The 25252-nt window shown below is 70.9% G+C and carries 19 protein-coding genes and 1 pseudogene; 11 read left to right on the forward strand and 9 right to left on the reverse strand.

Going from position 1 to position 25252, the window contains the following annotated elements:
- Positions 1 to 4: 4 nt before the first annotated feature.
- Positions 5 to 6925 carry a glycoside hydrolase domain-containing protein gene (locus UW392_RS16800; RefSeq protein WP_320775822.1) on the reverse strand — a complete coding sequence of 2307 codons (6921 nt, stop codon included), beginning with the start codon at positions 6923 to 6925 and terminating at the stop codon, positions 5 to 7.
- A 372-nt stretch (positions 6926 to 7297) separates the two neighbouring features.
- On the opposite strand from UW392_RS16800, the gene UW392_RS16805 reads away from it, so the two are divergent.
- From UW392_RS16805 to UW392_RS16840, 8 genes and pseudogenes are all read left to right on the forward strand, one after another.
- Positions 7298 to 8422 carry an NAD(P)/FAD-dependent oxidoreductase gene (locus UW392_RS16805; RefSeq protein WP_320775823.1) on the forward strand — a complete coding sequence of 375 codons (1125 nt, stop codon included), beginning with the start codon at positions 7298 to 7300 and terminating at the stop codon, positions 8420 to 8422.
- Between the two features lie 115 nt (positions 8423 to 8537).
- A pseudogene (locus tag UW392_RS16810) lies at positions 8538 to 8866 on the forward strand (plasmid stabilization protein).
- Between the two features lie 11 nt (positions 8867 to 8877).
- A complete protein-coding gene (locus tag UW392_RS16815; protein WP_320775824.1) occupies positions 8878 to 9288 on the forward strand; it encodes a four-helix bundle copper-binding protein in 411 nt (136 codons plus the stop codon).
- Between the two features lie 184 nt (positions 9289 to 9472).
- A complete protein-coding gene (locus tag UW392_RS16820) occupies positions 9473 to 9787 on the forward strand; it encodes a hypothetical protein (RefSeq protein WP_320775825.1) in 315 nt (104 codons plus the stop codon).
- Positions 9788 to 9916: 129 nt separating this feature from the next.
- Positions 9917 to 10420: a DUF4365 domain-containing protein gene (locus UW392_RS16825; RefSeq protein ID WP_320775826.1), complete on the forward strand. Its 504-nt coding sequence runs from the start codon at positions 9917 to 9919 to the stop codon at positions 10418 to 10420.
- 8 nt (positions 10421 to 10428) lie between these two features.
- Positions 10429 to 11514, forward strand: coding sequence for a hypothetical protein (locus UW392_RS16830; RefSeq protein WP_320775827.1), 1086 nt, complete (start codon positions 10429 to 10431; stop codon positions 11512 to 11514).
- Positions 11515 to 11556: 42 nt separating this feature from the next.
- Positions 11557 to 12156 carry a hypothetical protein gene (locus UW392_RS16835; protein WP_320775828.1) on the forward strand — a complete coding sequence of 200 codons (600 nt, stop codon included), beginning with the start codon at positions 11557 to 11559 and terminating at the stop codon, positions 12154 to 12156.
- On the forward strand, positions 12153 to 15287 hold the full coding sequence (locus UW392_RS16840) for a helicase HerA domain-containing protein (protein WP_320775889.1): 3135 nt from the start codon (positions 12153 to 12155) through the stop codon (positions 15285 to 15287). The genes UW392_RS16835 and UW392_RS16840 overlap by 4 nt, the downstream gene beginning before the upstream one ends.
- A 412-nt stretch (positions 15288 to 15699) precedes the next feature.
- Here UW392_RS16840 and UW392_RS66985 read toward each other — a convergent pair whose 3' ends face one another.
- The 4 genes from UW392_RS66985 to UW392_RS16855 form a co-directional block, all read right to left on the reverse strand.
- Positions 15700 to 16065, reverse strand: coding sequence for an ATP-binding domain-containing protein (locus tag UW392_RS66985; RefSeq protein ID WP_414496268.1), 366 nt, complete (start codon positions 16063 to 16065; stop codon positions 15700 to 15702).
- A complete protein-coding gene (locus tag UW392_RS16845; RefSeq protein WP_320775829.1) occupies positions 15971 to 16843 on the reverse strand; it encodes an IS3 family transposase in 873 nt (290 codons plus the stop codon). Before UW392_RS16845 ends, UW392_RS66985 begins: the two co-directional genes overlap by 95 nt.
- Positions 16840 to 17139, reverse strand: a complete 300-nt coding sequence (locus UW392_RS16850) for a transposase (protein WP_414496270.1) — start codon at positions 17137 to 17139, stop codon at positions 16840 to 16842. The genes UW392_RS16845 and UW392_RS16850 overlap by 4 nt, the downstream gene beginning before the upstream one ends.
- A 298-nt stretch (positions 17140 to 17437) precedes the next feature.
- Positions 17438 to 18304: a helix-turn-helix transcriptional regulator gene (locus UW392_RS16855; RefSeq protein ID WP_320775830.1), complete on the reverse strand. Its 867-nt coding sequence runs from the start codon at positions 18302 to 18304 to the stop codon at positions 17438 to 17440.
- Between the two features lie 114 nt (positions 18305 to 18418).
- On the opposite strand from UW392_RS16855, the gene UW392_RS16860 reads away from it, so the two are divergent.
- Positions 18419 to 19117, forward strand: a complete 699-nt coding sequence (locus UW392_RS16860) for an SDR family NAD(P)-dependent oxidoreductase (protein WP_320775831.1) — start codon at positions 18419 to 18421, stop codon at positions 19115 to 19117.
- 16 nt (positions 19118 to 19133) lie between these two features.
- Here the strand turns inward: UW392_RS16860 and UW392_RS16865 are convergent, their stop codons facing one another.
- Complete coding sequence (locus UW392_RS16865; RefSeq protein WP_320775832.1) at positions 19134 to 19355, reverse strand: hypothetical protein; 222 nt, start codon at positions 19353 to 19355, stop codon at positions 19134 to 19136.
- 259 nt (positions 19356 to 19614) lie between these two features.
- Between UW392_RS16865 and UW392_RS16870 the strand changes: the two genes are divergently transcribed.
- Positions 19615 to 22914: a DUF4132 domain-containing protein gene (locus UW392_RS16870; protein WP_320775833.1), complete on the forward strand. Its 3300-nt coding sequence runs from the start codon at positions 19615 to 19617 to the stop codon at positions 22912 to 22914.
- Positions 22915 to 23196: 282 nt separating this feature from the next.
- Here UW392_RS16870 and UW392_RS16875 read toward each other — a convergent pair whose 3' ends face one another.
- A complete protein-coding gene (locus UW392_RS16875) occupies positions 23197 to 23340 on the reverse strand; it encodes a hypothetical protein (protein WP_320775834.1) in 144 nt (47 codons plus the stop codon).
- 165 nt (positions 23341 to 23505) lie between these two features.
- Entirely contained in the window at positions 23506 to 23661 is a 156-nt protein-coding gene (locus UW392_RS16880) for a hypothetical protein (protein WP_320775835.1), read from the reverse strand.
- 330 nt (positions 23662 to 23991) lie between these two features.
- Between UW392_RS16880 and UW392_RS16885 the strand changes: the two genes are divergently transcribed.
- Positions 23992 to 24489 carry a hypothetical protein gene (locus tag UW392_RS16885; protein WP_320775836.1) on the forward strand — a complete coding sequence of 166 codons (498 nt, stop codon included), beginning with the start codon at positions 23992 to 23994 and terminating at the stop codon, positions 24487 to 24489.
- A 174-nt stretch (positions 24490 to 24663) separates the two neighbouring features.
- Here UW392_RS16885 and UW392_RS16890 read toward each other — a convergent pair whose 3' ends face one another.
- Entirely contained in the window at positions 24664 to 25116 is a 453-nt protein-coding gene (locus UW392_RS16890; protein ID WP_320775837.1) for a hypothetical protein, read from the reverse strand.
- Positions 25117 to 25252: the final 136 nt, after the last annotated feature.

Raw genomic sequence — 25252 nt, forward strand, 5'->3', positions numbered from 1 at the left:
TACCTTACAGGGCAGAACTTACGGCCGTCCGCCCACGTGTCTCCCTCCACTCCCGGCCCGGCGACCAGAGGCCGGAGCCACCGCCGGGACGCTCGGTGCCGTCCTCCCGTCCGCCGGCCTCGGCCGGCCGGTGGTCGCGGTCCGTGCGCTGGAACCCGACCGTGTACGTCCGGGTCACCACGCCGTTCGCCGAAGTCACCGTGACGGTGCGGGCGGTGAACCGCTGTCCCTTCGACTGTGCCTTCGACTGTCCCTTCGACGTCAGGACGTCACTGCCCTCGGTGACCTTCACCCGGGCACCGGACTGCTCGGTCTCGGCGCCGACGGCCGGGACCCGGGCGTTCTCCGGCCAGTCCACGACGTACGTCGCCACGTCCGGGTCGAACCCGTCGAGCGCGACGCCCCCGACGGTGAGCGCGGTGACGTCGGCGCCGCTCTGCTCCGTGGCGTCCGGGAAACCGGTCACCGTGACCGACCCGTCGGCGCCGACGGTGACGTCCGCCGCCAGCGCCGCCGCCAGGTTGATCCGCTGCCAGCTCTCCCCGCCGTCCCCGGTGAGGTCCAGCGGGTAGCCGGAGTCCGTCGCGGTCTGCTCCAGGACCTGGGTGCGCTGCTCGGTGGTCAGGTCCGGGAAGGCCGTGGTCAGCAGCGCCGCCGCGTCGGCCGGGGCCTCGACGGCCTGCCCGGCCGCGCCGGTCCGGGAGAACCCGTAGGTGAGACGCTGCGTGTACAGGTCGACCTGGCCCGCCGTGTCGAGACCGGCGTACGGGTCGCCCGCGCAGGCCGTGAGGGTGTCGCCCCAGCCCTGCTCCTCGCACCGGGCGAGCAGCACGTTCTCCATCTCGGTGTGGGCCTGCGTCAGCAGACCGGCGAACTCGGGGTCCGCCCACCGGTGCGCCACGGTCGCCTGCGCGGTCATGCGGCCGCCCATGACGTCGAGCGGGTAGTGGAACCCGAGGACGACGCGGTTGTCGCCGTACTCCGAGGTCCGCGCGAGGATCGACGGCGCCAGCTCCGGCAGCAGCGTGGCGAGGATCGTGCCCGCCTCGTAGCCGCCGTAGGTGTGGCCGCTGGGGTAGGAGCCGCTGTCGGCGAGGCCCGCGTAGGAGCCGTCCCGCGACTCGTAGACGTGGCCGCCGTCGCCGACGAAGCCGAGCCGCACGTACGGCCGCGGGTAGTCGTAGTGCTCCTTCGCCGCGTCGTGGGTGTCGAGGTTCTCCGTGACGCGGGAGAAGAGGGCACTGGTCTTCGGCAGGTCGCCGCCCTTCAGGGCGTCGAGGTAGAGGTCACCGAGGCGGGAGCCGAGGCCGTCGGCCATCGTGACGGTGGCGCTGTTCGACGCGTCGGTCTCGGCCCGGTCGACCTCCGCCCGGGTCGCCGCGTTGTTGACGCGTACGGCGATGGTGTCGTTCTCGGCGGTGAGCGGGGTGCCTTCCGGGACCTCGGCGTCGGCGCCCAGGGTGCTGGTGCCGAGGTCGTCGAAGCCGCTGAGCAGGCCGGTGAAGTAGTCGCCGCCGTCGCCGGTAGCGGGCCACTCGTCCGAGGCGTAGGTCGCGTCGAGCACGTCGTCCGGGAAGGGGGACGGCTCGTACGCGGCCGGGTCGGCGTCGGTGGCGGTCGTCCCGGCAGGGGCGTCGGAGGTGCCGGCCAGGGTGACCGCCGTGACGGTCGCGCTGTGGGTCCTCGCCCTGCCGGTGGCCGTCAGCAGCGCCGTCTCCGCCGTGGCGGCCACGTGCGCGGTGGTGCCGTCGTCGAGGGTGACGGTGTAGCCGAGGACCGGGAAGCCGCCGTCGCCGGCGGAGCGCCAGGTCACCCGGACCCGCTCGCCGTCGGTGACGACACCGGTGACGGCCGGCGCCTGCGGCCTGCTGTCGCCGGTGACGGCGGGCCGCGTGGCGGCGCTCGGGGCGGAGGTGCCGACGGCGTTCACCGCGCGGACCCGCGCGGTGTACGACGCTCCGGTCCTCAGCAGGGTGAAGGTGGTGGCCCGGCTGTCCGGGTCGTCGATCCGCACCGTGCGGCCACCGCTGAGGGTGACCTCGTAGCCGGTGACCTTCGAGCCGCCGTCGTCCTCGGGTGCGGACCAGGCGACCGTCACGCTGGAGCCGGACGGGGTCGCCGACACCGTGCCGGGCGCGGCCGGGACCGTCTCGCGCTCGGTCCTGAGACCGGACAGGGCGCGGTCGAGGGCGTCGTGCCGCGCGGTGAGCGTCCTGTCCGTGGCCGTGTCGTCGGCGACGGCGGTCCTCGCGCCGGTGAGGGCGCGGGTGAACGCGGCCCACGTGGCGTCCGTGTAGCGGCCCTTGTCGAGGCCGGAGGCGGTGGTGACGAGGTTCTCCAGCCGCAGCCGTGGCAGCGGGACGAGCTGCTTGGCGGCGAGGGTGAGGTTCCGGGTCGCGGTGTCGGCCTCCAGCTGGGTGGCGTCGTCCGCGCCGAGCAGGGCGCGGGCGGTGGCGAGTTCGCGGGTGAACACCGCGAAGTCGATGGCCCCGTACCGGTCCGCGTCGTCGGCGAGGCCCTCGTACTGATCGACGGCCTCGCGCAGGGCGGACAGGTCCGTCTCGGCGGGCGTCTCGACGTGGCTGAAGGTCAGCCGGCCGAGGTTGGCGACGTAGGGGTGCGAGGAGTCGGCGTTCGTCGTCAGCCGCAGGTGGACGGAGTGGGTGCCCTTGAGCGTCTCCGGCAGGGTCAGGCCGGTCGTCCCGCCCGACGACCAGGAGGAGCCGGTGACGGGCAACGGGACGGTCGCGTACGGCGTTCCGGCGTCATCGGGGCTGTCGGCGTCGAAGCCGTCGAGGTAGAGCTGTACGGCCGAACCGGTGCCGCAGCGCGCGGAGTTGTTGACGTAGGTGATCGTGACGGTGTTCTTCGCGGAGTCACCGAAGTCGATGTCGCCGTAGTCGAGCCAGGCACCGTCGTAGGTGCCGCCGAGGGAGGTGGCGGAGCCCGCGTCGCTCCAGGTGGCCGTCTCGCTCTTGAGGCCGCCGCCGCTGTTCGCCTTCCACGCCGTGGTGTCGAGGGTGACCGGGGTGTCGGCGCCGCGGGTGAGGGTCAGCGCGTGGACGTTGGCGACGTACGGCTGGGCGTCGGTCTGGGTGCCGGAGACGAAGGCCGCGTACACGTCCTGGTCGCCGGTGAAGACGCCGGGGTCGAGGGTGACGTCGGTGGTGGCGACGGTGCCCCAGCCGTCACCGGAGTAGTCGAGGGGGATGTCGGCGGCGGCCGGGCCGTCCTTCGAGCCGAGGCGCAGCTCGATGTGCGAGTCGGACGCCGCGCGGGAACGGGGCTTGTCGTAGCGGACGGTGACGGTGTCGGCGCCGTCGCCGAGGCCGGTGCCCTTCCACTCGGCCCAGGCGCCGTCCGTGACGTTCTCGAAGACGCCGTTGGAGAGGTTGAGCGCGCCGCCTGAGCCGCCGCCGGTCGCGGTGGCGTTCGCCGTGGTCAGCGTGGCGAGGGTGGTGGAGCCGGACGAGGGGGCGTCGTACGGGGAGAACCGGTACCAGTCGAAGTTCGACACCCACTGCTGTCCGGACGGGGCGTGGAAGACGAAGGTGACGCTGCCCGCGTCCAGCAGGGCCCCCGGGTCGGTGACGGCCGCCTGGACGGTGGTGTAGTACTGCCAGCCGCCGGTGCCGGGGAGCTGCACGGTGCCGACGACGGGGCCGTCCGCGTCACCCGCGTGCAGGTCGACGCTGCTCGGCTTGGCCGTGGCGGCCTGCGAGTTGGCGTAGCGGACGGAGACGCTGCGGGGTGCCACGCCGCCGAAGTCGAGGCCGGTGTACTGCTCCCAGGCTCCCTCGGTGACTCCGCCGAGGTCGCCGTCGGAGTAGTACGCCTCCTTGACCAGGCTGGGGCCCTCCATCCGGTCGGGGTCCTCGGCCTGGAGCACGGCGTAGCCGCCCTCGTCGAGGGTGAGGGCGTCGGCGGCGGTCCGCAGCGCGTCGTGCGCGGCCATGAGGGTGCCGGTGGCGGCGGTGTCGTCCGCGAGGACGGTCCGCGCGCGTTCGAGGGCGGTCGTGAACAGCCCGTAGGAGCCGTCGGAGTAGTTGCCCTCGCGCACCAGGGACGCCTGGTCGACGAGGGTGCCGAGCGCCTCGCGGTGGACGGCGGCGGCCGAGACCAGGAGCGGGTCGGTCACGGAGACACCGGCGCCGGTCACCGTGGCGGCCGGGACCTTGTGGGCGAACGCCTTGTCGGCGAAGGTGAGGCCGACACGGATGTCGGTCTCCGTCCGGCCTCTGAGAGTCAGGGCGGCGGTCCGTGCTCCGGTGACCGACAGGTCGGCCGTGACGCCGTCCGGGAGGCCGGTCACGGTCGCCGCGCCGGTCCGGGTGAGGCTGGTGCCCTTGCGGGCGGCGAAGGACGCCTTGCCGGTCAGGGTGAGCCGGATCGAACCGTCGACGGTGCCCTTCGCGGTGGTGGCGAGGGTGTCGGGGCGGGCGGAGAGGACGGTCGTGCCCTTGCCGGGTGCCGTACCGCCGCCGCCCTGGTCGCCGGAGAGCGAGTAGGCGGGCTCGGTGTCGGTCCCCCAGTCGGAGGGCTCGTCACCCATGGTGAAGGCGAGGGTGCCGCCGCCGATGATCCGGGAGTAGTCGAGCCAGGTGTTGTCGAACCGCTTGCCGTCGAGGGTGGCGCGCTGGACGTAGTAGTCGTCGGCCGAGACGCCGTCGGCCTGCACGGTGAACTGTTTGCCGTTGGCGTAGCTGATGGTGGTGGAGTCGAAGAACGGGCTGCCGATCTGGAACTGGCTCGACCCGGCCGTCACCGGGAACAGTCCGAGGGCGGCGGCGACGAACATCGTCGACATGGTGCCGGCGTCGTTGTCCATGGTCGGCAGGAAGCCGTCGGGGGACAGTTCGTACACCTTGGTCTTGACCGGCGGCCTGAACTCGCCGCCGGAGCTGGGGGCTTCGCCGGTGGAGCCGGTCGCGATGTACCGGTTCCAGGTCTCCTCGGTGTAGATGGCGCGCACCCACTTCTGCGTCAGGCTCGGCTCGCCGACGTAGTTGAAGAGGTAGGGGGCCTGGAGGTCGATCTCGTTGGCGTTGGAGTGCAGCATGGTCGAGCCGTCGTCGGCGTCCGAGTCCTCACCGAACATGTGCAGCATCGCGGCACGGCCGGCCTTCTCGCCGCCCATGGCCTCGACGAGGCCGGCCATGTCGTAGGCGTCGTACCAGTGGTACTGCCAGAGGGTGCCCTGGTAGAGCTTGGCCTCCTCGAACTTCTCGTAGTCGACGCCCTGCCAGTCGCCGTCGGCGTCGCGCGGGGTCAGCAGGCCGACCTCGGTGCCGTCGTCGGCGGTCCAGGCGCCGTCCTTGACGAGGTGGTCGATGGCCATGGTGGCCTGGGTGCGCAGTTCCTCGGCGTCGTCGTCCTTGCCGAGCGCGTCGGCGACGACGGCCAGCGCCCACTGGTCGTAGCCGCGCTGCACGGTCGTGCCGGGGTCGCCGGCGATGTATCCCTGCCGCAGCTGCTCGCCGGTGTAGTACCCGGCGTAGGACTTCATCGCGGGGTACGCCTCGTCGAGCCGGTCGAAGCCGTCGTACCCCTTGGACAGGGCGTCGGCCACCACCACCGGGAGGCGTTCCCAGCGGACGGTCGGCACGGAGTGGGTGAGGCTGCCGAGGCTCTTGCCGGACGCGCGCGCGTCGGCGAAGAGGATGATCGCCGACTGGACCATGTCCCGGTAGGTGGCGGGATCGATGTACGCCTCGACGGAGAACTTCCGGAAGTCGTCCCACGACGACCAGCTGTCGTAGTAGGTGAACCCGTTGGCCTTGTGTACGGCGCCGTCGGCCCCGCGGTAGGTGCCGCTGGTGCTGGTGGCGTTCACCGGCAGCGCGTACATGCGGTACAGGTGCGTGTAGAACTGCCCGACCAGCGTGGAGTCGGGGTCGGACCGCTCGGACGCGGTGACGTCGACGGCGCCGAGCGCCTGGTTCCACTCGGCCTTCGTCCGGGCGCGGGCCTGGTCGAAGGTGAGGTCGCCGACCTCGGCGCGCTGGTCGACGGCGGCCTGTTCGGCGCTGATCGGGGAGAGGGTGATGCGGAGTTCGATGTCGTCGCCGTCGGCCGGGTCGAAGGCGAGGACGGCACCGGTGTCGGTGCCGTCCCGGGAGGTCGCGTCGCCGAGCGCGCCGCCGCCGTCCCAGGTCCTCAGGGACGTCACGGGGACGTTGGTGGTGGCGTGGTAGTACAGCCGGTAGGAGGCGCCGTTGAACGACCCGGCGACGAGCCCGCTGATCGCGGTGGTGCCGTCCGCGAGGGTCTCGGCGTCCAGGGTGGCGCGGGTGCGGCTGGTGAAGTTGTTGGCGAGGTCGAGGACCAGCTCGGGGTCGGACCCGGCGGGGAAGCGGTACCGCTGGAGCGCGGTGCGGGTCGTCGCGGTCGTCTCGGCGTCGATGGTCCCGTCGGGGCCGCCGAGCCCGACCCGGTAGTAGCCGGGCGAGGCGTCCTCGTCGTCGTGGCTGTACGCGTGCGCGTAGGTGCCGGTCGCGGGCCGGCTGTCGTACGTCTCGGACGTCGGTACGACGAGGAGGTCACCGCCGCCGCCGGAGCCGCCGACGCCGTCGAGGTTCGTGGCCGTGAACCCCGCGATGTGGTCCTCGTCGTAGTCGTACCCGCTGTGGTTGCGGTTCGGTGTGGTCATCGGGTTGACCTTGGCCAGCCCGTGCGGGGCCTGGGCGCCGGGGAGGTCGTTGCCGTCGTCCCCGGCGGTGGAGACGAAGGGGTCGACGAGCGCGGTGTGGTCCGTGCCGGTGGAGGACCCGGCCGACGCGGCCCGCCCGGCGGCCGCCGCCGGACCGCCGGCCGTCAGCGCGGCGGCCCCGAGGGCACCGACGAGCAGCGCGGCGAGGGCGGCACGTGTCCTCGTGAGTCTCTTATGCCTTGCGGGTCTTCTGGGTCTTCTGGGTCTTCTGAGCACGGAACCTCTCCAGCGTCACGGTGCACGCGCGGGTCCCGACCCACGGGGACAACGTTGTCAGCCCTCGTCCGGAGTGTGCGCGCTCGGCATGGTCATCACATACGGAGAAGTCGTACAACGAGGAAACGGTGTTCGTACAGAGGGTGGGGCGGTTGTTCCCAAGGAGTTGATCCCGGGAGGCGGAGGTTCTCAGGGAGCCCGTGGCACCTCCCGGCGTCTGAGACGGAAAGTTCCTCCGGAACACCTCCGGAACACCTCCGAAAGGAACGTCTACCCGCATGATCCCGAGCGGCCAGGCAGCCAGGCGGATCGGGTATAGCCTCGACCAAGTCGGGCCCACCCCTCACCCACCCGCACGTACGTTCTACGGTTATGACACCCCGTATCTGCGTCGTCGGCGCCGGCCCCGCCGGCCTCTCCCTCGCCCGTGTCCTGCACCGGCACGGTCACCCCGTCACCGTCCTCGAACGCGACGCCTCGCGCGACGCCCGTCCCCCGGGCGGCGCGCTGGACCTCCATGAGGGGTTGGGCCAGCGGGCGCTGGACAAGGCGGGACTGCTGCCGGAGTTCCGGGCGCTGGCCCGTCTGGAGGGGCAGGCGATGCGCATCCTGGACACGGACGGGACCGTCCTGCGCGACTGGCGGCCTGGCCCGGACGAGCGGGCCAACCCCGAGATCGACCGGGGACAACTGCGCGACCTGCTGCTCGGCCCCTTGGACGTCCAGTGGGGGCGGGCCGTGACGGAGGTGGTACCGGACGGCGGCCGGGACGGCGTACTGGTGCGTACCGAGGACGGACGGCAGGAGGCGTTCGACCTCGTGGTCGGTGCGGACGGCGCGTGGTCGCGGGTCCGCCCCGCGGTCTCGCCGGCGACCCCGCGCTACACCGGCGTGACCTTCGTCGAGACCTCGCTGGACGACATCGACGACCGCCACCCCGATCTGGCCCGGCTGGTCGGCGACGGTGCCGTGGCGGTGTACGGCGTGAACCGCGCGATAGTCGCCCAGCGTAACAGCGGCGGCCACGTGAAGGTGTACGCCCAGTTCCGCACGCCGCTGCCCGAACGTCCGGACGACCACCTGGACGCCGAGGCCGTACGCGCGGACCTGCTGCCCCTGTTCGACGGCTGGGCGGCCCCCGTCCTCGACCTTCTCCGCCGGGGCACGGTCTTCGCCCGCCGCCCCCTCCACGTCCTCCCCGTCGCCCACACCTGGGCCCACGTCCCCGGCGTGACGCTCCTCGGCGACGCCGCCCATCTGATGCCGCCCCTGGGTGCGGGGGCGAACCTGGCCCTGCTGGAGGGCGCGGAACTGGCCGAGTCACTCACCTCGACGTCCACCCTCGCGGAGGTGGACGAAGCCGTCCGCGCCTTCGAGAACAGCATGTGGAGCCGCGCGGAGCGCTGGGCGACCATGACGATGGCCGGCCTGGAACGCCTGGTGAGCGCGGACCCGTCCGAGGCGCTGGCGGTCTTCGACGCGGTGCAGTCCTCCTGACGGGCCGGCTCCCCGCCGTCCGACAGATCCGTTTGGCCGCGGCGCCACAGGCAACCCGTTCCGGCACTCACGAGGTCGGACGTGTCCGCACGCCCGGTGGCGAAAGGAAGCATCCATGCCGGCAGGGTCCAGTTCCAAGCGGGAGCGCCAGTACGAGCACATCAAGGACAGCGCCGAGGACCGCGGGGCGTCCCAGGGCCGGGCGAAGGAGATCGCCGCCAGGACCGTGAACAAGGAACGCGCACGGTCCGGCGAGGCGAAGACCGCCAGCCGCGCTTCCACGAAGGGCAAGTCACCGTCGCAGCGCGGCGGCGAGCGGTCGGCGGTGGCTCGGGCGGGGGCCCGACGCGGGAGCAGCTGTACGCGGAGGCGAAGAAGAAGGGCGTCGAGGGCAGGTCCACGATGAACAAGGCGCAACTGGCCGAGGCCGTGGGCCGCGGCTGACAGGAGGCCCCATGAGCACCGTCGTCAAGGAAATGCTCGCCGCCCGCCCCGCCGCCCCGGGCGGCGTGGACCGCGACCGGCTGGCCCGCTGTATCGAGGAGTGTGTCACCTGCGCCCAGGCGTGCACCGCGTGCGCGGACGCCTGCCTGTCGGAGGAGATGGTCGCCGACCTGACCACCTGCATCCGGACCGACGCAGACTGCGCGGACCTCTGTACCGCGACCGCCGCGATCCTCTCCCGTCGCACGGGCCACGCCACCGAGGTCACCCGTGCCGTCCTCACCGCGTGCGCCGCCGCCTGCCGGTCCTGCGCCGACGAGTGCGCGAGCCACGCCGACCGGCACGAACACTGCCGCATCTGCGCGGAGGCATGCCGCCGCTGCGCACAGGCATGCGAGGACCTCCTGTCGTCACTGACCTGACCGGCGGGGAACCGCCGTACGGATGCGGGACAGCCGCGCGGCTTGCCCGCCCCGTACTTGGCGTCGGCGACGGCGTCGACGACGGCAGGCACCAAGGGTGAGCGTCGAGGAGGAACGACCCCGCGCACCGACCGCACAGGCGTCTCCACGTCTTGATCATCTCTGGGGCGGCACTTGGGCTCCCATGCCCATGGAGACGGGGGAGCCGGGCCGGGGGCCGGGTGCGGTGGTCGACCACGACCTCGCCGGGGCGAGCGTCGCCGCGCAGGACCGGCTGACGGCGGTGAACGACGTCCGTACGACTCTTCTGCAGGCCGTGGGCGGCGTGGTCGTCCTGTTCGGCGCGTACGCCACCTGGCGGCAGCTGTGCGTCAGCCAGGACGGTCTGCGGGCCACCCAGGAGGGTTACGTCACCGACCGGTTCAGCACGGCCGTCGACCAGCTCGGCAGTGACAAGCTGGAGACAGGGAGGCCCGTCTCGACATCGCATCAGGGATGAACAGCTGCCTGCCGGCCATCGTTTCGCGGGCCTCTCGGAAGGCCCGTTGCAGAACCCTGACAGTCGTTGGCGCGTACCGTAATATTCCGACCACCGTGTGCCACACCAGGGGGACATTGGGGGGCGTTCGTGCTCGATGCGAAGCAGCACCAGGGCAAGTTCGGCGAAGACTACGTCCGTGTGCTGGCCTCTGCGGCAGGGCTGATCGTCATACAAGGCGATATCGACGCGGACGGGGTCGACCTCGGGTTCCGCGCCACCGGCCGCTACGGACGGACACTGTCCCCCACTGTCGAGGCTCAGATCAAGACATGGTCGAGGCCGTCCGTGTCGTCCGGCCACCTAAATTTCCGCGGGCTCAACGAGTGGCAGTTCAACAAGCTCGTCGGTCCCGACTTCACCGTGCCCCGTTTCCTCTTCGTCATCTGCGTCCCCGCCGACAACCAGGCGTACGCGGCCATGAGCACCGACGGTGTGCTCCTCCGTCACCTCGGCTACTTCGTCTCGCTTCGCGCCGAGGAGCCGATCAAGGACCCCGACCGTTGCCGAAGGCGTCCGGTCAGGGTTCCGACCGCGAACGTGCTCACCGCCGCCTCACTGCGCCGGCTCACCGAGACGCAGTCCGACTGGTAGGGGAACCGATGACGATTCCGCTGAAGGTCGACGACATCGCCAGCTACCTGGCGGAAACGGGCTGGGAGCGGGAGCCGCAAGGCTGGCGCGGCGCGAGTGTCTGGCAACACCCGGACGACTACGAGGTGTTGGTGCCCGCTCGCGACGGCATGGGCGACAGCGATCGCCGTGTACGGGAGATCCTGCGCTGTCTGTGCGCGCTGGAGGACCGGCCGACGGGCGACATCGCCCTGGAGATCGCCAGACCGCAGCTGGACAAGCAGTCCTTCCGCACGTTTCCCGCCGGCCACGACCCCGGCTACACCTCGCTGCTCCTGGGGACGCAGACGGTGCTGGGTGTCCGCAACGTCCTGACGGCGGCGGCACGCACCGTCGTGCAGGGTCCGCACTTCGCCTTCGCCGGCCGGCAACCGGGCGTGGTGGGCGACCTCTTGCGCGCAGCCGAACTCGGCCCCTCCCGCGCCGGGAGCTACGTCGTCGAGATTCGGGTGGCGGCGGACGCGGCGGCCCGAACCCCGAGCGGGGAGCAGGTCACCGGCCGGGCCGTGCTGGTGCAGATACTGGAGGCGGTGCGCGCGGCCCAGGCAGCCGTGGCGGCGGACACGCCCGCCGCCTTCGACGAGACCGTCACGGCCGGCGTCTCCGCGGATCTGTGCAAGGCGCTCAGTGAACTCTCCGGTTTCGACCGGAGTGAGCCCTTCGAGATCGGCTTCCGGTGGGCGCGCTCGCAGCCACTCGATGTGCCGTCACACGTCGTCGCGTTCCCGGAGACCTCTGGATCACTGCTGCGCGCCGCGTCCGTGCGGCTTCGCAGCCTCAACGCCACCGGTGCCGCGACGGTCTCCGGTGTGGTCGAGGGGCTGCATGACGACTCCTCCGGCAACGACCGGTGGCGGATCAAGGTCCGCGGCGAGTTGCGCACCGAGCATGCCGAACTGGTCAGGCGGGTCGTCTGGGTGCGGCTCCCGGACCAGGTCTCGTACGACCGTGCGATCACCGCGCACCGGGAACGACAGGTGATCACGGTCCTGGGCGAGTTGTCGAGCACGACCGGCCGGGTGGAACTGGTGCCCAGGCGGGGGTTGGACATCTGACCGGAATTCGGCTCATCGAGGAGGGGTACTGTGCCGACGGAGTTGACTGTACGGGATCATGCATCGCTGTTCGCGCTGATGGTGGTCGCACGGCCGGTGACCAACCGTGAACTGCGCGAGCTCGCCGGTCTGGAGATCACCGCGGTGGTGCGACGGCGAGTGAACCAGGATGCCGAGCGGATCGCGACCAGGAAACACGGTGCGGTCAACACGCACCGGCTCACGTCCGCGGGCCGGACCTGGTGCGAGTCCGCTCTGGTGGCCGGACGCCCGGACGGAGCGAGGTTTCCGGCCGGGGTGCTCTATGCGGTGCTGGGCAACGTCGGGCAGTACCTGGCTCGCTCCGGTACCAAGTTCGGCGAGTTCTTCCAGCCCGATGTCGAGGACTGGATCCGCGCGGCCTACACGGAACTCACCGTCCGCCGGGAACCGGGCAGCTGGGTCAGGCTGTCGGCGCTGCGCCCATGGCTCGAGGACCTGCCGCGACGTGCCGTCGACGCCGAACTCGACCGGATGATCGAGCAGAACGACGTACATCTGATGGGCGAGCTCAACCAGCGCACACTCAGCGACGAGGACCGCGGAGCCGCCGTCGACATCGGCGGCGAACCCCGCCACCTGCTGCGGATCGGACCGGCGTGAACGGGGAACTCGCCGCCCTGGAGGCGCTGGACATCAGCACCGCGCTGACGTGGGAAGAGGTCTGGAAACCGGTGACCTCCTACCACGTCGACGGCCTTCATCCTGAGGTGTTCCGGCGGCTGGGGAGGGCGATGAGCGCCGTCGAGCGCGCCCACTCGCCGATTGCGACCGTGGTGCGTGGCGAGAGCGGCTCGGGCAAGACGCATCTGCTCGGCTGGACCCGCCACGAGATCCAGGAGCGCGGCGGCTTCTTCTTCTACATCAAGCTCGTCACCGGCCGGAACTTCTATGAAAGCGCCGCCGAAAGTCTCGTCGACAGCCTCTACCGAAGGGACGAAGGCGACCAGGAACAACTGACTCGTCTGCTCGACGAGCTTTCACGCCAGGCTCGCCTCGACACGGACACCCGTGCCGCCGTCACCGGCCGGCGCGAGGTGACGCGCGCCCATGTCGACGCGTTCGTCCGGGGGATCCGGACCATCGACCGACAGGTGGGCAACGAGGCCGCGGACACGGCCCGCGCGCTGGTGCTCATAGCCTCCGCCGGCGATCCCGTGGAGATCGGCAGGGCCTACTTCGCGCTCAACGACGACGACGGGGACAAGCGCGCCGCCTGGGGGATGTCGCCGGGCGGGCGACCGGCCCAACTCGTCCTGCGTGATCTGACGCGCCTGTTCGCCTTGGCCGGGCCGCTGGTGTTCGCCTTCGACCAGCTCGACACCCTGGTGTCCGCCGCGGAGACGTCGTCGCTGACGTCGCCCGCTTCCGGCGAGGGCCGGGCCGCGCAACGGCTGAGCGGTGAGATCGCCAACGGCCTGATGGAACTGCGGGAGGAAGCCCGCCGGACCCTGATGGTCGTGGCATGCCACGAGGACACCTGGGAGCGGATCTCCCGGGCGGCGCTCCGGTCCGCCCTGGACCGGTTCGAGGTTCTGCCGACGCTCGGCGCGATTCCCGACGAGGCAACCGCCGCCGCCATCGTCAGCAGCCGTTTTCGGACCTTCTACGAGCGGACGGGGTTCACCCCGCGGTATCCCACCTGGCCGGTCACCTCGGCGGCGCTGGCCGAAGCCCCACACCGTTACACCGCACGCCGACTGCTCGTCCGGGTCCAGAAGCACATCGAGGCGTGTCTGCGGACCGGCACGGTGTCCGAACTGAACGCCCTGGCGGACGCGGAGCCCACGGCAGCCGCACCGCCCGCACCGGCGAGGGCCGTCCCCCTGAGCACTCTGAGCACCCTGAGCACCCTGACGGAGTCTTTCGACAAGCTCCGTGCCGAGGCGGACGACCGCGGGCCGCTCGACCCCACGGCCGAGGACCGCTCGATGCCCTCTCTGCTGGGCGCGGGGCTGCGGAGTCTGGTCAGGGAACTGGGTGTCGACGAGACGTGGTTCTCCGTCGAGACCGACTTCGGCCGCAAGGCGGCGTTGCACGCCCGGTTGCGCTACGTCGTGGACGAGGCCAGCGAGAACGAATTCCACTGGTCCTTCCGGGCGATCGCCGCGGACAACGCCATCGCCGCCCAGAACCGGATCCGTAACGCGGCCGTCGAGGCCGGCCTGACGGCCGACCTGGCGAGCCGCCGGCTGACCCTGCTGCGGAACACGCCGTACCCGAGCGGCCCCAGGACCAAGGACATCAAGGACGACTTCGAGGCGCGGGGCGGGGTGTCGTTACCGATCGGCGCCGCCGACCTGCGGGCCCTGGCAGCCCTCCGGACCATGCTCGACGACCGTACGTCGGGTCTGGACGAATGGCTGCGACAGGAGCGGCCTGCTTCCCGCATCGAGGTCTTCGCGCCGGTGCTGGGAGACCTGCGACAGCGTCTCGGCATCGCGACCACGGAAGCCGGCGCCGGGGTGGCGGTGGACGCGGCGCGCACACCGCAGGACGCCGAGCCCGCTCGTACCGAGATCGTCGTCGGAACCACGGTCCGGGGCGGCCGTCCGTTCGCGGTACCCATGGAACGGCTCCGGATGCACACCGCGGTGGTGGGCGCGACGGGATCGGGCAAGACGGTCCTGATCAAACGACTTGTGGAGCAGTGCGCTCTGCGCGGCGTCTCGGTGATCGTGCTGGATCCGAACGACGACCTCGCGCGGCTCGGCGACCCCTGGTCGCGCCCGCCCGAAGGGTGGACGGACGACCATGAGCGCGAGGCACGACGCTATTTCGCGGATGTCGAAGTGGTGGTGTGGACACCGGGTCTGAACCGGGGACGTCCGATCTCCTTCCACCCGCTTCCCGACTTCGGTCCCGTCCTCGACGACGAGGACGACTTTCCCCGTCTGGTCAGGTCGACCGTGGCCTCACTCGCGCCACATGCCGGTGTACGCGGCAGCAGTGCTCGCGCGACCCAGCAGCTGGGGGTCCTCAAACGCGCCCTCGAACGGTACGCGCGCGACGGCGGCAAGTCCTTGGCCGGCCTCGTCGAGCTGCTCGCGGAGCGTCCGACCGACATCGTGAACAGCAGGACCAGCCGCTTCGCGGTTCAGATGGCGGACACGCTGGAAGCCGCGATGGAGACCGACCCGCTGTTCGGGGAGTCCGGCGCGCCCGCCGATCCCGGCCTGCTCCTGATCCCGTCGCCGGGGAAGGTCGCCCGTATCTCGGTGATCAACTTCATCGGCCTGTCCGGCGACGGACCGGCCCAATTCGTCAGCCGCCTCCAGGCGACCTTGTTCTCATGGTTCAGGGCACACCCGGTCGGCGACCGTGCCCTGGGCGGGCTGCTGGTGATGGACGAGGCGCAGAACTTCGTGCCCGCCGGTGCGTCGAATCCGAGTAGGGACAGTACGGTCGAACTCATCCGCCAGATACGCAAGTACGGACTCGGGATGGTCCTCGCCTCACAGCTTCCCAGAGGAATCCACAACCAGGCGCTGGGCAACACCGTGAACCAGTTCATCGGCCGACTCACCCAGACCGCGCACCTCGAAGCCGTCAGAATCATGGCCCAGGCACGGAACGCGGTCCTCGACAACCTCGCCGGCCTCGAAGCCGGCGTGTTCAACGCCGCCAGCGAGGGGACCGGATTCAGCAAGATCGAGGTGCCGATCTGCCTCAGTCACCACGATGTGCCGCTCAAGGAGGACGAGATCGTCGAGCGAGCCCGCCGGGGTACCTGAGCGGTCATGAGGTGGTGAGCGTTGTCCGGCAGCGCTGTGAACGACCGGAGCACGCGAAATCGCACCGGACCCAGCGACCGCCTTGTACCGGGCAAAACCGCGGGTCAGGAGCCTTTCGCCGCCGGTTCGAGGATGGCGACGCACTCCACATGATGCGTCATAGGAAAGACGTCACGTTATGCGAACAGAGAGAAGGAGCAGGTCAGATGCCTCTTCCGGTTCTTTGGGTGGCCGTTTGGGCCGTCGGAGCGTCAAACGAGCGTCACGCGCAGCTCCGTTACAACTGCGGAAAGGACAACGAACGCCAGCGTCGGACGGTACTCCCAGCGGACTGTGAGGGAGGCTCGGCACCAGCGGCCTGACCACGACGTCGTGATCAGGACCATCCCTGGTCCTGCAGGCCACCCTTCGTTCACACCGCTAGGCTGCGGACTCGTGCCCTGGTAAGTGCGACGTAAAGCGAGCGGTGAGCCTCGTCGGTGGAGTCGAGCCCCTTTCGGAGCACGGCGGCGTCAGATTCTTCCAGTCTCACCCCGACCCTGTCCCACTCCCTACCCTTCGCCTGGTGGCACGTCAGGCCGGGAGTAAGTCGCTCGTGCGCATCCTCCAGCCGCAAGCGCAGATTACCGAGCGCTTTGCGGGGTGAGCTTGTTGCACTTTGACGGACATTGGCGGTGTGGTGGTCAGGCTGCGGATGCGGTCTCGTATTCGGCGGGGCTCCGGTAGCCGAGGCTGCTGTGCAGCCGGTGCAGGTTGTACCAGCCTTCGATGAAGTCAAAGATCGCGGTGTGGGCAGCGGCCCGGCTGGGCCAGGCAGCGGTGTCGAGCAGTTCCCGTTTGATGGTGGCGAAAAACGACTCGGCGAGCGCGTTGTCCCAGCACTGTCCGGTGCGGCCGACGGAGAGACGGATACCGAACCTCCTGGCCAGAGTGCCGAAATCCCGGCTGACGTACTGGCAGCCGCGGTCCGAGTGAAAGATCACCGGCCGGGTGGGCCGACGCCGCCGACACGCGGACTTCAGGGCATCGGCGACCAGTTCGGTCCGCAGGTGGTCGGCGGTGGACCAGCCGACGACACGGCGGGAGGCGATATCGATCACGGTGGCCAGATAGAGCCAGCCCTCCGCGGTGGGGACGTAGGTGATGTCACCGCACCAGCGCATGTCGAGGCCGTCCGGGTCGGGAGCGAAGTCGCGGACGAGGAGATCGGGCCGGAAGGCGGCCCGCGGGTCGGGGACCGTGGTCGGCTGTCGTCGCCTGCGGTGCCGCCCTTGCAGCCCGGCCTCGCGCATCAGCCGGGCGATGCGGCGGCGGCCGCAGTCCTCGCCCTGCCGTCGCAGGACAGCGTGGATGCGCGGGGCTCCGTAGGTCCCGCGCGAGTGTGCGTGGACCGCGGTGATCTTCTCGGTCAGCTCGGCATCACGGACTGCCCGCAGGCCGGGCCGGCCCGTGCGGCGGGCGTAGAAGGCGGCTCGGGAGACCTCAAGCAGTTCACAGGCGCGTTGGACGCTGTGACCGCCCTGCTTCTCCGCCTCGATGAACGGGTGGACCGTCACCGGGTCTCCTTGGCGAAGAAAGCCGTGGCCCGCTTGAGGATTTCCACGTCCTCCCGCAGCCGGCGGTTCTCCCGCCGCAACGCGGCCAGCTCCTGACGTTCGCTGCTGGTCAGTCCGTCGCGCTCGCCCGCATCGACCGCAGCCTGGCCGACCCACAGCCGCACCGCCGTCTCGGTCAGATCGAAGTCCTTGGCGACCTGGCCGACGGAGCGGTCACCGCGCCGGCACAGCTCGACGATCTCGGCCTTGAACTCCGGCGTGAACGAACGACGGGGCCGAGGCTTCTTCTTCGCCATGCTCTCCATGATGGACATCCCTCCGGGGCAGCACCCCTGTTCTCGGATGTCCGTCAAAGCGGATCAGGCCCAAACGGTGCGGTCGACATGGAGCGGGCCTTCGATGAGGCGGTCGCCGCGGTACGCGCGTAGGAAGCCGCCCTTGCCAGCCGCCGAGGGCCGGCAGCGCCGAGGGCCGGTAGCGCCGCGGCCAGGTCGCCGCCCTGGAGACCGTCGATGCCGGTGACGGCCAGGACCAGGCGCTCGCCACGCACAGGCGGCCGGTCGGTCGACGCGTAGGGTCGACGCGGTGGTGGGATCAGTGGTGCGTGGTGGCCGGTGGGCCGGCGATGGCGGTGAGCCGCAGCTTGGTCTCGTCCTCACTGCCGGGCACGGCGGTCATGATGACGATCTTGAGCTCGGAGTCGCCGTCGGTCAGGACGTCGCAGTCCACCGTGACCGGGCCCACCGACGGGTGGTCGACCGTCTTGTGGTCCTCGCGGTGCGCGGCCACCTCTCCGGTCGCCCACAGCTCGGCGAACCTCCTGTTGCCCGCGTTCAGGTCGCGGATCAGCGCGGCCAAGCGGCTGTCGTGGGGGTAGCGGCCGGTGGCGCGGCGCAGGTCGGAGACGACGGCGGCGTCGGTGGTGTCGCGGTCCGCCTCGGTCACCGGCCACAGTGCGAGGCGGGCGGGGCCGGCGTCCACCGGGAACCTGTCGCGGGCGAAGTTGCGCAGCCGCGGTGGCGAGGCGGACGGATCGCCCAGCAGGGCGGCCCACCCGCGGTTCCACCACACCAGTTGCCAGTCCGCCGCGAACACGGCCACCGCCACGTCGCCGAGGCGGGCGAGCACCCGCTGTACGCCGGGCGGGAGGTGGTCGGAGATCGTACTGTCCGCCGGCGGAACGAGCTGGGCCAGCCGGTGCAGGTGGTCCCGCTCGGCGGTGGACAGCTGCAGGGCTCGCGCCAGGGACGCCACCACCGACGCCGAGGGTGTCGTGGCCCGCCCCTGTTCGAGGCGCACGATGTAGTCGACCGATACCCCGGCCAGGTCAGCCAGTTCCTCGCGTCGCAGCCCGGCAGCCCGGCGCCCACGGGCCACCGGCAGCCCGGCGGCCGACGGGGGCAGCCGGTCCCGCCACGTGCGGATCATCACGCCCAGCCCGGTTCCGAGTGTCGCCGACATGTGTCCCATCCTCCTGCATCTCCGGTCGTGCATGGGGGCGCGAGGGTGGTACTGGTCTTCCTACCGTCGAAGTGTCCCTGGTCCGCCTCCCTTGTCGGGATCAGAGTGGAACGCATGACCATCACTTTCATCACCGGAGCCAACAAGGGCCTCGGCCGCGAGACCGCCCGCCGCCTGATCGAGTGCGGCCACACCGTGCTCGTCGGAGCCCGCAACCGCGAACAGGGAGAGGAGGCCGCCGCCGCGCTCGGCGCACGCTACGTCCCCGTCGACGTGACCGACGACGCGTCCGTGGCAGCCGCGGCCGCGGACGTCGCCGAACACGAGGGCAGGATCGACGTCCTGATCAACAACGCCGGTGTGCACGGCCCCGTCGGCGATCCCAGCGGCCTCACCGCCGCCGACGCCCGCGCCGTCCTCGACGTCAATGTCATCGGTGTCATCCGCACCACCACCGCGTTCCTGCCGCTGCTGCGCCGCTCCGACGACCCTGTGATCATCAACGTCAGCAGCGGCATGGGCTCCCTCGCCCTCACCCACGATCCCGGCCGGCCCGAGTCGCACGTCGTCGCGCCGCTGTACACCTCCTCGAAGGCGGCGCTGACGATGCTGACCACGCAGTACGCCAAGGGGCTCAAGGGCATCCGCGTCAACGCCGCCGACCCCGGCTACACCGCGACCGACCTCAACGGCCACAGCGGCCCCCAGACCGTCACCGAGGGCACGGACGCGATCGTCGCTCTCGCCACCGAGGAGCCCGGCGCCGGGAGCGGACGCTTCGTCTCCCGCCATGGCAAGATCGCCTGGTCCTGACACCGGCCGCGCCGGATCAGCCGACGAGGACATCGGGAAGTCGTCGCAGTGTTCGAGGCAGCTCCAGGGCGCAAGCGCAGCGGAAGTTCATCGCCGGCACCCCGGCACCCCGGTTGAGGAAGAGCAGGTCGAGGGAGCCGAACTGCCGGCGTGCCCGGTCTATCGCCTGGTCGGTGTCCGGCAGGGACCGCGCGTCGGCCCGCACGATGGTGATGTCTTCGGGAAGTCCGCCACTCATGTGTTTGCACCGATCCCTTGTCATGCCCACCGCGCCTGCCGTCGCCGCCTGACCCTGCTGGTCATCGACGCTCCGACGAGCAACTCGCCGACCGCGACCACGTCTTACCAGTGGGGCGAACAGCTCGCACAGCGGGTGCGTGTGCTTCGTGGACACGAATGGCTTCCACACACCCGGCCGTTGTCAGTGCCCAGGTCTAACGTGATCGGCAACTGCTCATGGAGTCCCCGTGCGACGGGTGACGGGGAGGAACGGCGCTATGCACCAGGCACTTGCCGACGAGGACCGGTTCGAGATGCCCGCCGCCTGGCTGCGGGCCCTGCCCGTGCTCCGGGCCGCCGCGAAGCCGGCCGAGGACGCGGTGGAGAAGGCCGCTCGCCGCTACGCGCAGGAGGCGGTCTGGTTCGGGGAGATGTTCTCCTCCTCCGGCAGCGACCCGGAGCTGGTGAAGGAGGGCCGGGCCCATCGGGAGGGCAGTCCCTCTCCGCTCGGGGCCGCCGTGGAAATCGCCGTCGGCTGGCACCACACGATGGTGGACGTGCTCGTCGACGCCTGCGTGACCGAACACGGCCTGCCGTTCGCCGCCCGTGCCGTCGTGGAGCTGGGAAGCGTCAACCCCCATCACATGCAGGCAGGTTCCCGGCGGTACGACGCGGCGCTGCGGAGAGCGACCGGTTACCAGACCTACTTCGTGTGGGAGACCGCCGCCCGTGTCCGGGACCTGCTCGCGGCGGTCGACGAGGAGACCCGACGGCAGACCGTCGAGGCCCTCACCGGCCTCCGGGACAGCGCCGAGCGCCGCATCGTGGTCTCCTACCTGGTACCCGAGGAGCATGCCTGGGTCGACGAGTGCTGCGACGGCCCGATACCGAACGACTCCGTCCTGCGGCGCATGCTCCTCCTCTCCCTGCACCGGCCGGAGCAGCTCGCCCGCATCGGCGAAGGAGCACGGCTCGGCTGGAACGGCTGGAACCTCCCACTGCTCGCCACCCTCGCGAACCGGCTCGGTCCCGCCGTCGGGTCCCTGCTGGAAGACGCGTTCGACACAGCCTACGGATCCGACGGGCACCGGGACGTCGCGGGCTGGGCCGCCGAGCTGCCCACCGACGACGCCTTCCACCTGCTGCTGAAGAAGGGCGGCGACCGCAATGTCCGCCCCGCCCTGCTCGACGCCATGAACCGCTATCCCCGGCGGGCCCTACGGCTGCTCTCCGCCGCCACGGCGGAGAGCAGCGAACAGGCGGCCCTCTCCCGGATGCTGCTGCCCCTGCACGTGGTGACCCACCCGGAGCTCACGGAGGAGACGTTGCCCGCCCTGCCCGAGGCGTCCGCATCCGTCGTCGCCCCGCTGCTGAAGCGGGGCGAACGGGACGCGGAAGCGCCTGCGGAGGCGCTCCCCGCCCTGCTGGTCGCTCCGCCGTGGACCCGGAAGCGCACCAGCCGCAAGGCCCGCGTGGCTCGCGACGTCCCCGAAGCTCCGCGGGCCGAGGTGGCCTGGAAGCCCGGGGAGCAGGATGCCTGGGCGGCCACCGTAGTCGCCGAAACCCCCTGGTGGCGCGAGCACGACTGGTCCCGGGAGATCCAGCGGATGCGGCAGGGGACGTGGCGGGGCGACATCCGCGCCGCCCGCCTCTTCGTCACCGGCCCCGAGGACGTCGTACGCCCGCTGCTCGACGCCTTCGCCCCCGAGCACGTCTGGGACACCGAGAGCTACCTCAGGCCCGTCTCCGCCCGCCATGGCCTGCACGCCCTGCCGATGCTGAGCCGCCTCGCCGCCCGCTACCCGGCCACCGCCCGTGACCTGCTGCTGCCCTACCGCAGCGTCGAGGTGGCCCGGCAGATGGCCGAGTGGCTGGTGCGCCGCCAGTCGCTGAGGCCCACGGTTCTCGCCTGGCTCCGCCGCCACGGCCGGGCCGCGGCCGCCTTCCTCGTTCCCGACGCCGTCGGCCCCGCGGGCAGGCCCCGCACCCACGCCGAACACGCCCTGCGGCAACTCGCCACAGAGGTGGGCGCCGAGGACGTGCGGGAGATCGCCGCCGGCTGTGGGGCCGAGGCCGAGGCGATCGTCGCCGACCTCCTCGCCGGCGATCCGCTGGAGACCGCCCTCCCGGCGAGGATGCCGTCCCCCTGTGCCTGGGCCGACCCCGCCCTGTTCCCACAGATCCAGCTCACCGGCGGCCGCGGCGCCCTGCCCGCCGACGCCGTCCGCCACGTGACGACCATGCTGCAGCTCTCCGAGTCCGGTGACGTCTACCCCGGCCTCGCCACCGTCACCGAGCAGTGCGACGCCGGCTCCCTCGCCGAGTTCGCCTGGGCCCTCTTCATGACGTGGCGGTTCCACGGCATGCCGGCCAAGGACAGCTGGGCCCTCCACGCCCTCGGCCTCCTCGGCGACGACGAGACCGTCCGCCGTCTCACCCCCCTCGTGCGTGCCTGGCCCGGTGAGAACGCCCACCACCGGGCCGTCGAGGGCCTCACCGTCCTCGCTGCGATCGGCACCGACACCGCCCTGCGCCATCTGCACGGCATCTCCCAGCGTGTGCCGTTCAAGGCCCTCAAGAAGCGGGCCCGGGAGAAAATCGACGAGGTCGCCGAGGGACTCGGCCTCACCACCGACCAGCTCGCCGACCGGCTGGTCCCCGACCTCGGTCTCGCCGACGACGGCAGCACCGTCATCGACTACGGCCCGCGCCGCTTCACCGTCACCTTCGACGAACAGCTGCGCCCCTGTGTCCGCGACGAGACCGGCAAGCTCCGCAAGGCCCTGCCGGCCCCGGGCGTCAAGGACGACCCGGAACTGGCCCCCGCCGAGCGCAAGCGGTTCGCCGCTCTCAAGAAGGAGGTCCGAACCATTGCCTCCGACCAGTTGCGCCGCCTGGAGGCCGCCATGGTCACCGGCCGATCATGGACCGCCGCAGAGTTCCTCGAACTGCTCGTCGAACACCCGCTCCTGCGCCACTTGGTGCGCCGCCTGGTCTGGCTCGGTGACGTTGACGGAACGGTGACCGCGTTCCGTGTCACCGAGGACCTCTCCCTCGCCGACGTCCACGACGACGCGTGGGCCCTTCCCTCCGACGCCACCGTGCGCCTCGCCCACCCCCTCCATCTGGGAGATGAACTTCAGCCCTGGGCCGAACTCTTCGCCGACCACGGGATCCTCCAGCCCTTCCCGCAGCTCGGGCGCCCCGTGCACGCCTTCACCGACGCGGAGGCCACCGGCCACCGGCTGACCCGCTTCGAGGGCGTCACCGTCCCCGTCGGCAGCCTTCTCGGCCTCACCAAACGCGGCTGGGAACGCGGCACGCCCGAGGACAACGGCGTGGAACGCTGGTTCTCCCGCCCGATCGCCCGGAACCGCCACCTCGTCATCGCCCTCGACGAGGGGATCGCCGTCGGCATGGTCGACGAGTTCCCCGACCAGCTCCTGGAGACCATCTGGATCGACACCGCCCCCGGCGACTACTGGCCCAACCACACGTACCCGCACCGCCTCGGCGAGATAAACCCCGTCATCGCCTCCGAGATCCTCGCCGACCTGACCGACATCACCACCGAATAAGCCACGCCACGCCCACAGTGAGCGCCCCGCACCCGCCCCTCCCGCAGCGCTCGATCACGTTTCGTCCGAAGTACCGTGCCGGCCGCGCCCTTGGGTGAGGCCTCCGGGTTCGGCCAGAGGACGGACAGGCCACCCCTCAGCCAAGGCGGTGCCCTGAAGCTCTCCGCTGCACCACATACGGCATGTGCGGGGTGCCCATGGCAGGCGGCTCCACCACCGACAGTGCGCGAAGACCCGACTCGGGCTGACCCGGATGTCGGGGGTGGCAGCCCCGGCTGCTGCCTAGCGCAGCTTGCCCCGGCCGCCGCCGGGAGCGGCACCCGCGCGACGGCCGCGGACGGGCCGGCTGTTCATCCGCGGCCGGCGCGGCTCGCCTTCCAGGCCGACCGCGCGCCGCGCCAGTTCGGCGAGCTTCTCCTCCGGCATGCCGGACATCCGAACGGCCTCACGGACGGCGCCCTTGCAGTCAGGGCGTGAGCAGTGCGCGGGAGAGACCGGCGGCCCGGAGGCGGGGTTCTCGGGCGGCAGGTAGACGGCTGCACATCCGATGCACACGAAGATCGGTCGCATGGTCACTTCTCCCGTTCCGTTTCAGCTGACGCCGGTGCCGTGACAGGCCGAGCAGGGTCCGGTCCAGGAGCGGTCCACCGGCACCTGGTTGCCGTCCTCGTCGAGCTCGACCGTGTGGAGCGTGTGCTCGGTCACGCCGGTGCCCTCGCACGCGCCGCACGGCTGCTCGTCAGACATCACCCCAGGATGCCCGAAACGACCGGCTCGCGTCAGGCGTCCGGCCGTACTGTGCCACCGGCCCGATCCCGAGCGTCCCAGGGCGAGCCGACGTCCCGGGAGCGTCGGCGTCCAGCCCGGGACACACGGCCGAGGCGGAGCTCGAACCCCGGGCAGCCGCCTCGTCCACGAGAAGAGTCCCTCGTCCCTCAGAAGAGTTTCTCACCCGCATGGCCTCATCGAGCAGTAGCGACTCTGGTCCGACTTCTGTGGATCTCTCACGCTTCCTCTCCTGCCGGGGCCGGACGGCCGTCGTGACTCCTTGACAGACCTCTTTGAGATCATGCCGACATGGACTTCGACCTCGCTCCACCGACCGGCGTTGGCCCGTTGCACATCGGTATGTCCCGGCGCGCGGCCAACACGGCGCTGGACTCGCTCCGCGATCCCTCTTCGGTCTCGGAGTCTGATCGGCCGGGGCAGCACGTCTTCCGTCCCAGCGGGCTGATGATCGGCATCCACTGCATGCGAGACATGCTCGAAGCCATCGAGTTGGGTAGGCCGTCGTCCCAGACGGACCGAGTGTTGTTTCAGGGCGTGGACGTGTTCGCGCTTCCGGCCCGCGAGGTGGTCCGGCGCATGGGCGAGTTCACCCCGATTGAAGAAGATCCCGACGACGATGCGTCATTCATTGCCCCGGACCTGCTGCTGAGCCTCTGGCGACCGTTCGCAGCCGACAATGAGCCCGAGGAAGAGCAGGGCTACCACTTCAGCTCGGTCCTGCTGGCACGCCCTGGCTACTACGACACCCCTGCTCAGGCTGCGGAGCGACTCCAGCAGAGCGCGTGACGGGTTCGTCAGGACGCCGGCAGGGCTCGTCTACGCGAGAAGGCCGGAGCCGGCCCGGGGTACATCGGGCGCTTGATCGTGTTGATCCGATCGACGTCTCCGATCCCCGCTTCGGTTCAGGGCCGGCGGCGGACGGATGTTCCATGACCTGTGAAGGAGCTGCACGCGTTTCGACTAACCGTCATCGTGCGGGAAGAAGCCGATGGCCTGGATGAAGCCCGCCGCGTAGACGACGAATCTGCTGTGCGGCGAAGAGGTGAGGTCCTCCAGCGCGGCGCGGAGCCCCGCGTGGTGCAGGGCGGAACGGCCGGCGTCCCGGTAGAAGTCCTGCCACAGGTCGCCGAACTCTCGCGGGGCGAAGCGCGTCGACAGGTACCACTCGTCGTAGCAGTGGTGCCAGAAGGCGACTCTGGCCTTGTACTCGGCGGCAGTGGCCACGGTGGAGTCCATGTCGCCGAGCTGTGTGTACAGGCCGATGAAGCGGGAGCGCATCTCCAGGTAGAGCTGCGCCGCGGCCACCTTCCTGGTGCGCCCTTCCGCCCGGACCGCCATGTAGACGGCGACCATCGCGGCCAGGGCCGACAGCGCGCCGGAGATGCTGGTCACCACGAGGTTCCACGCGTTCATCGGCAGCCTCCCCCGCGGGTCCGGTCCGCTGCTTCCGACCTTCGGCCTGACGTCCTGACTCGTCAAGCCGTGCCGGAGCGGCCTGCGTGTCACGCCTCCGTCCCGGCGGTCGGGACGCGAACAGGACGGCATGGCG

The sequence above is a fragment of the Streptomyces sp. CRN 30 genome, from assembly GCF_034105845.1.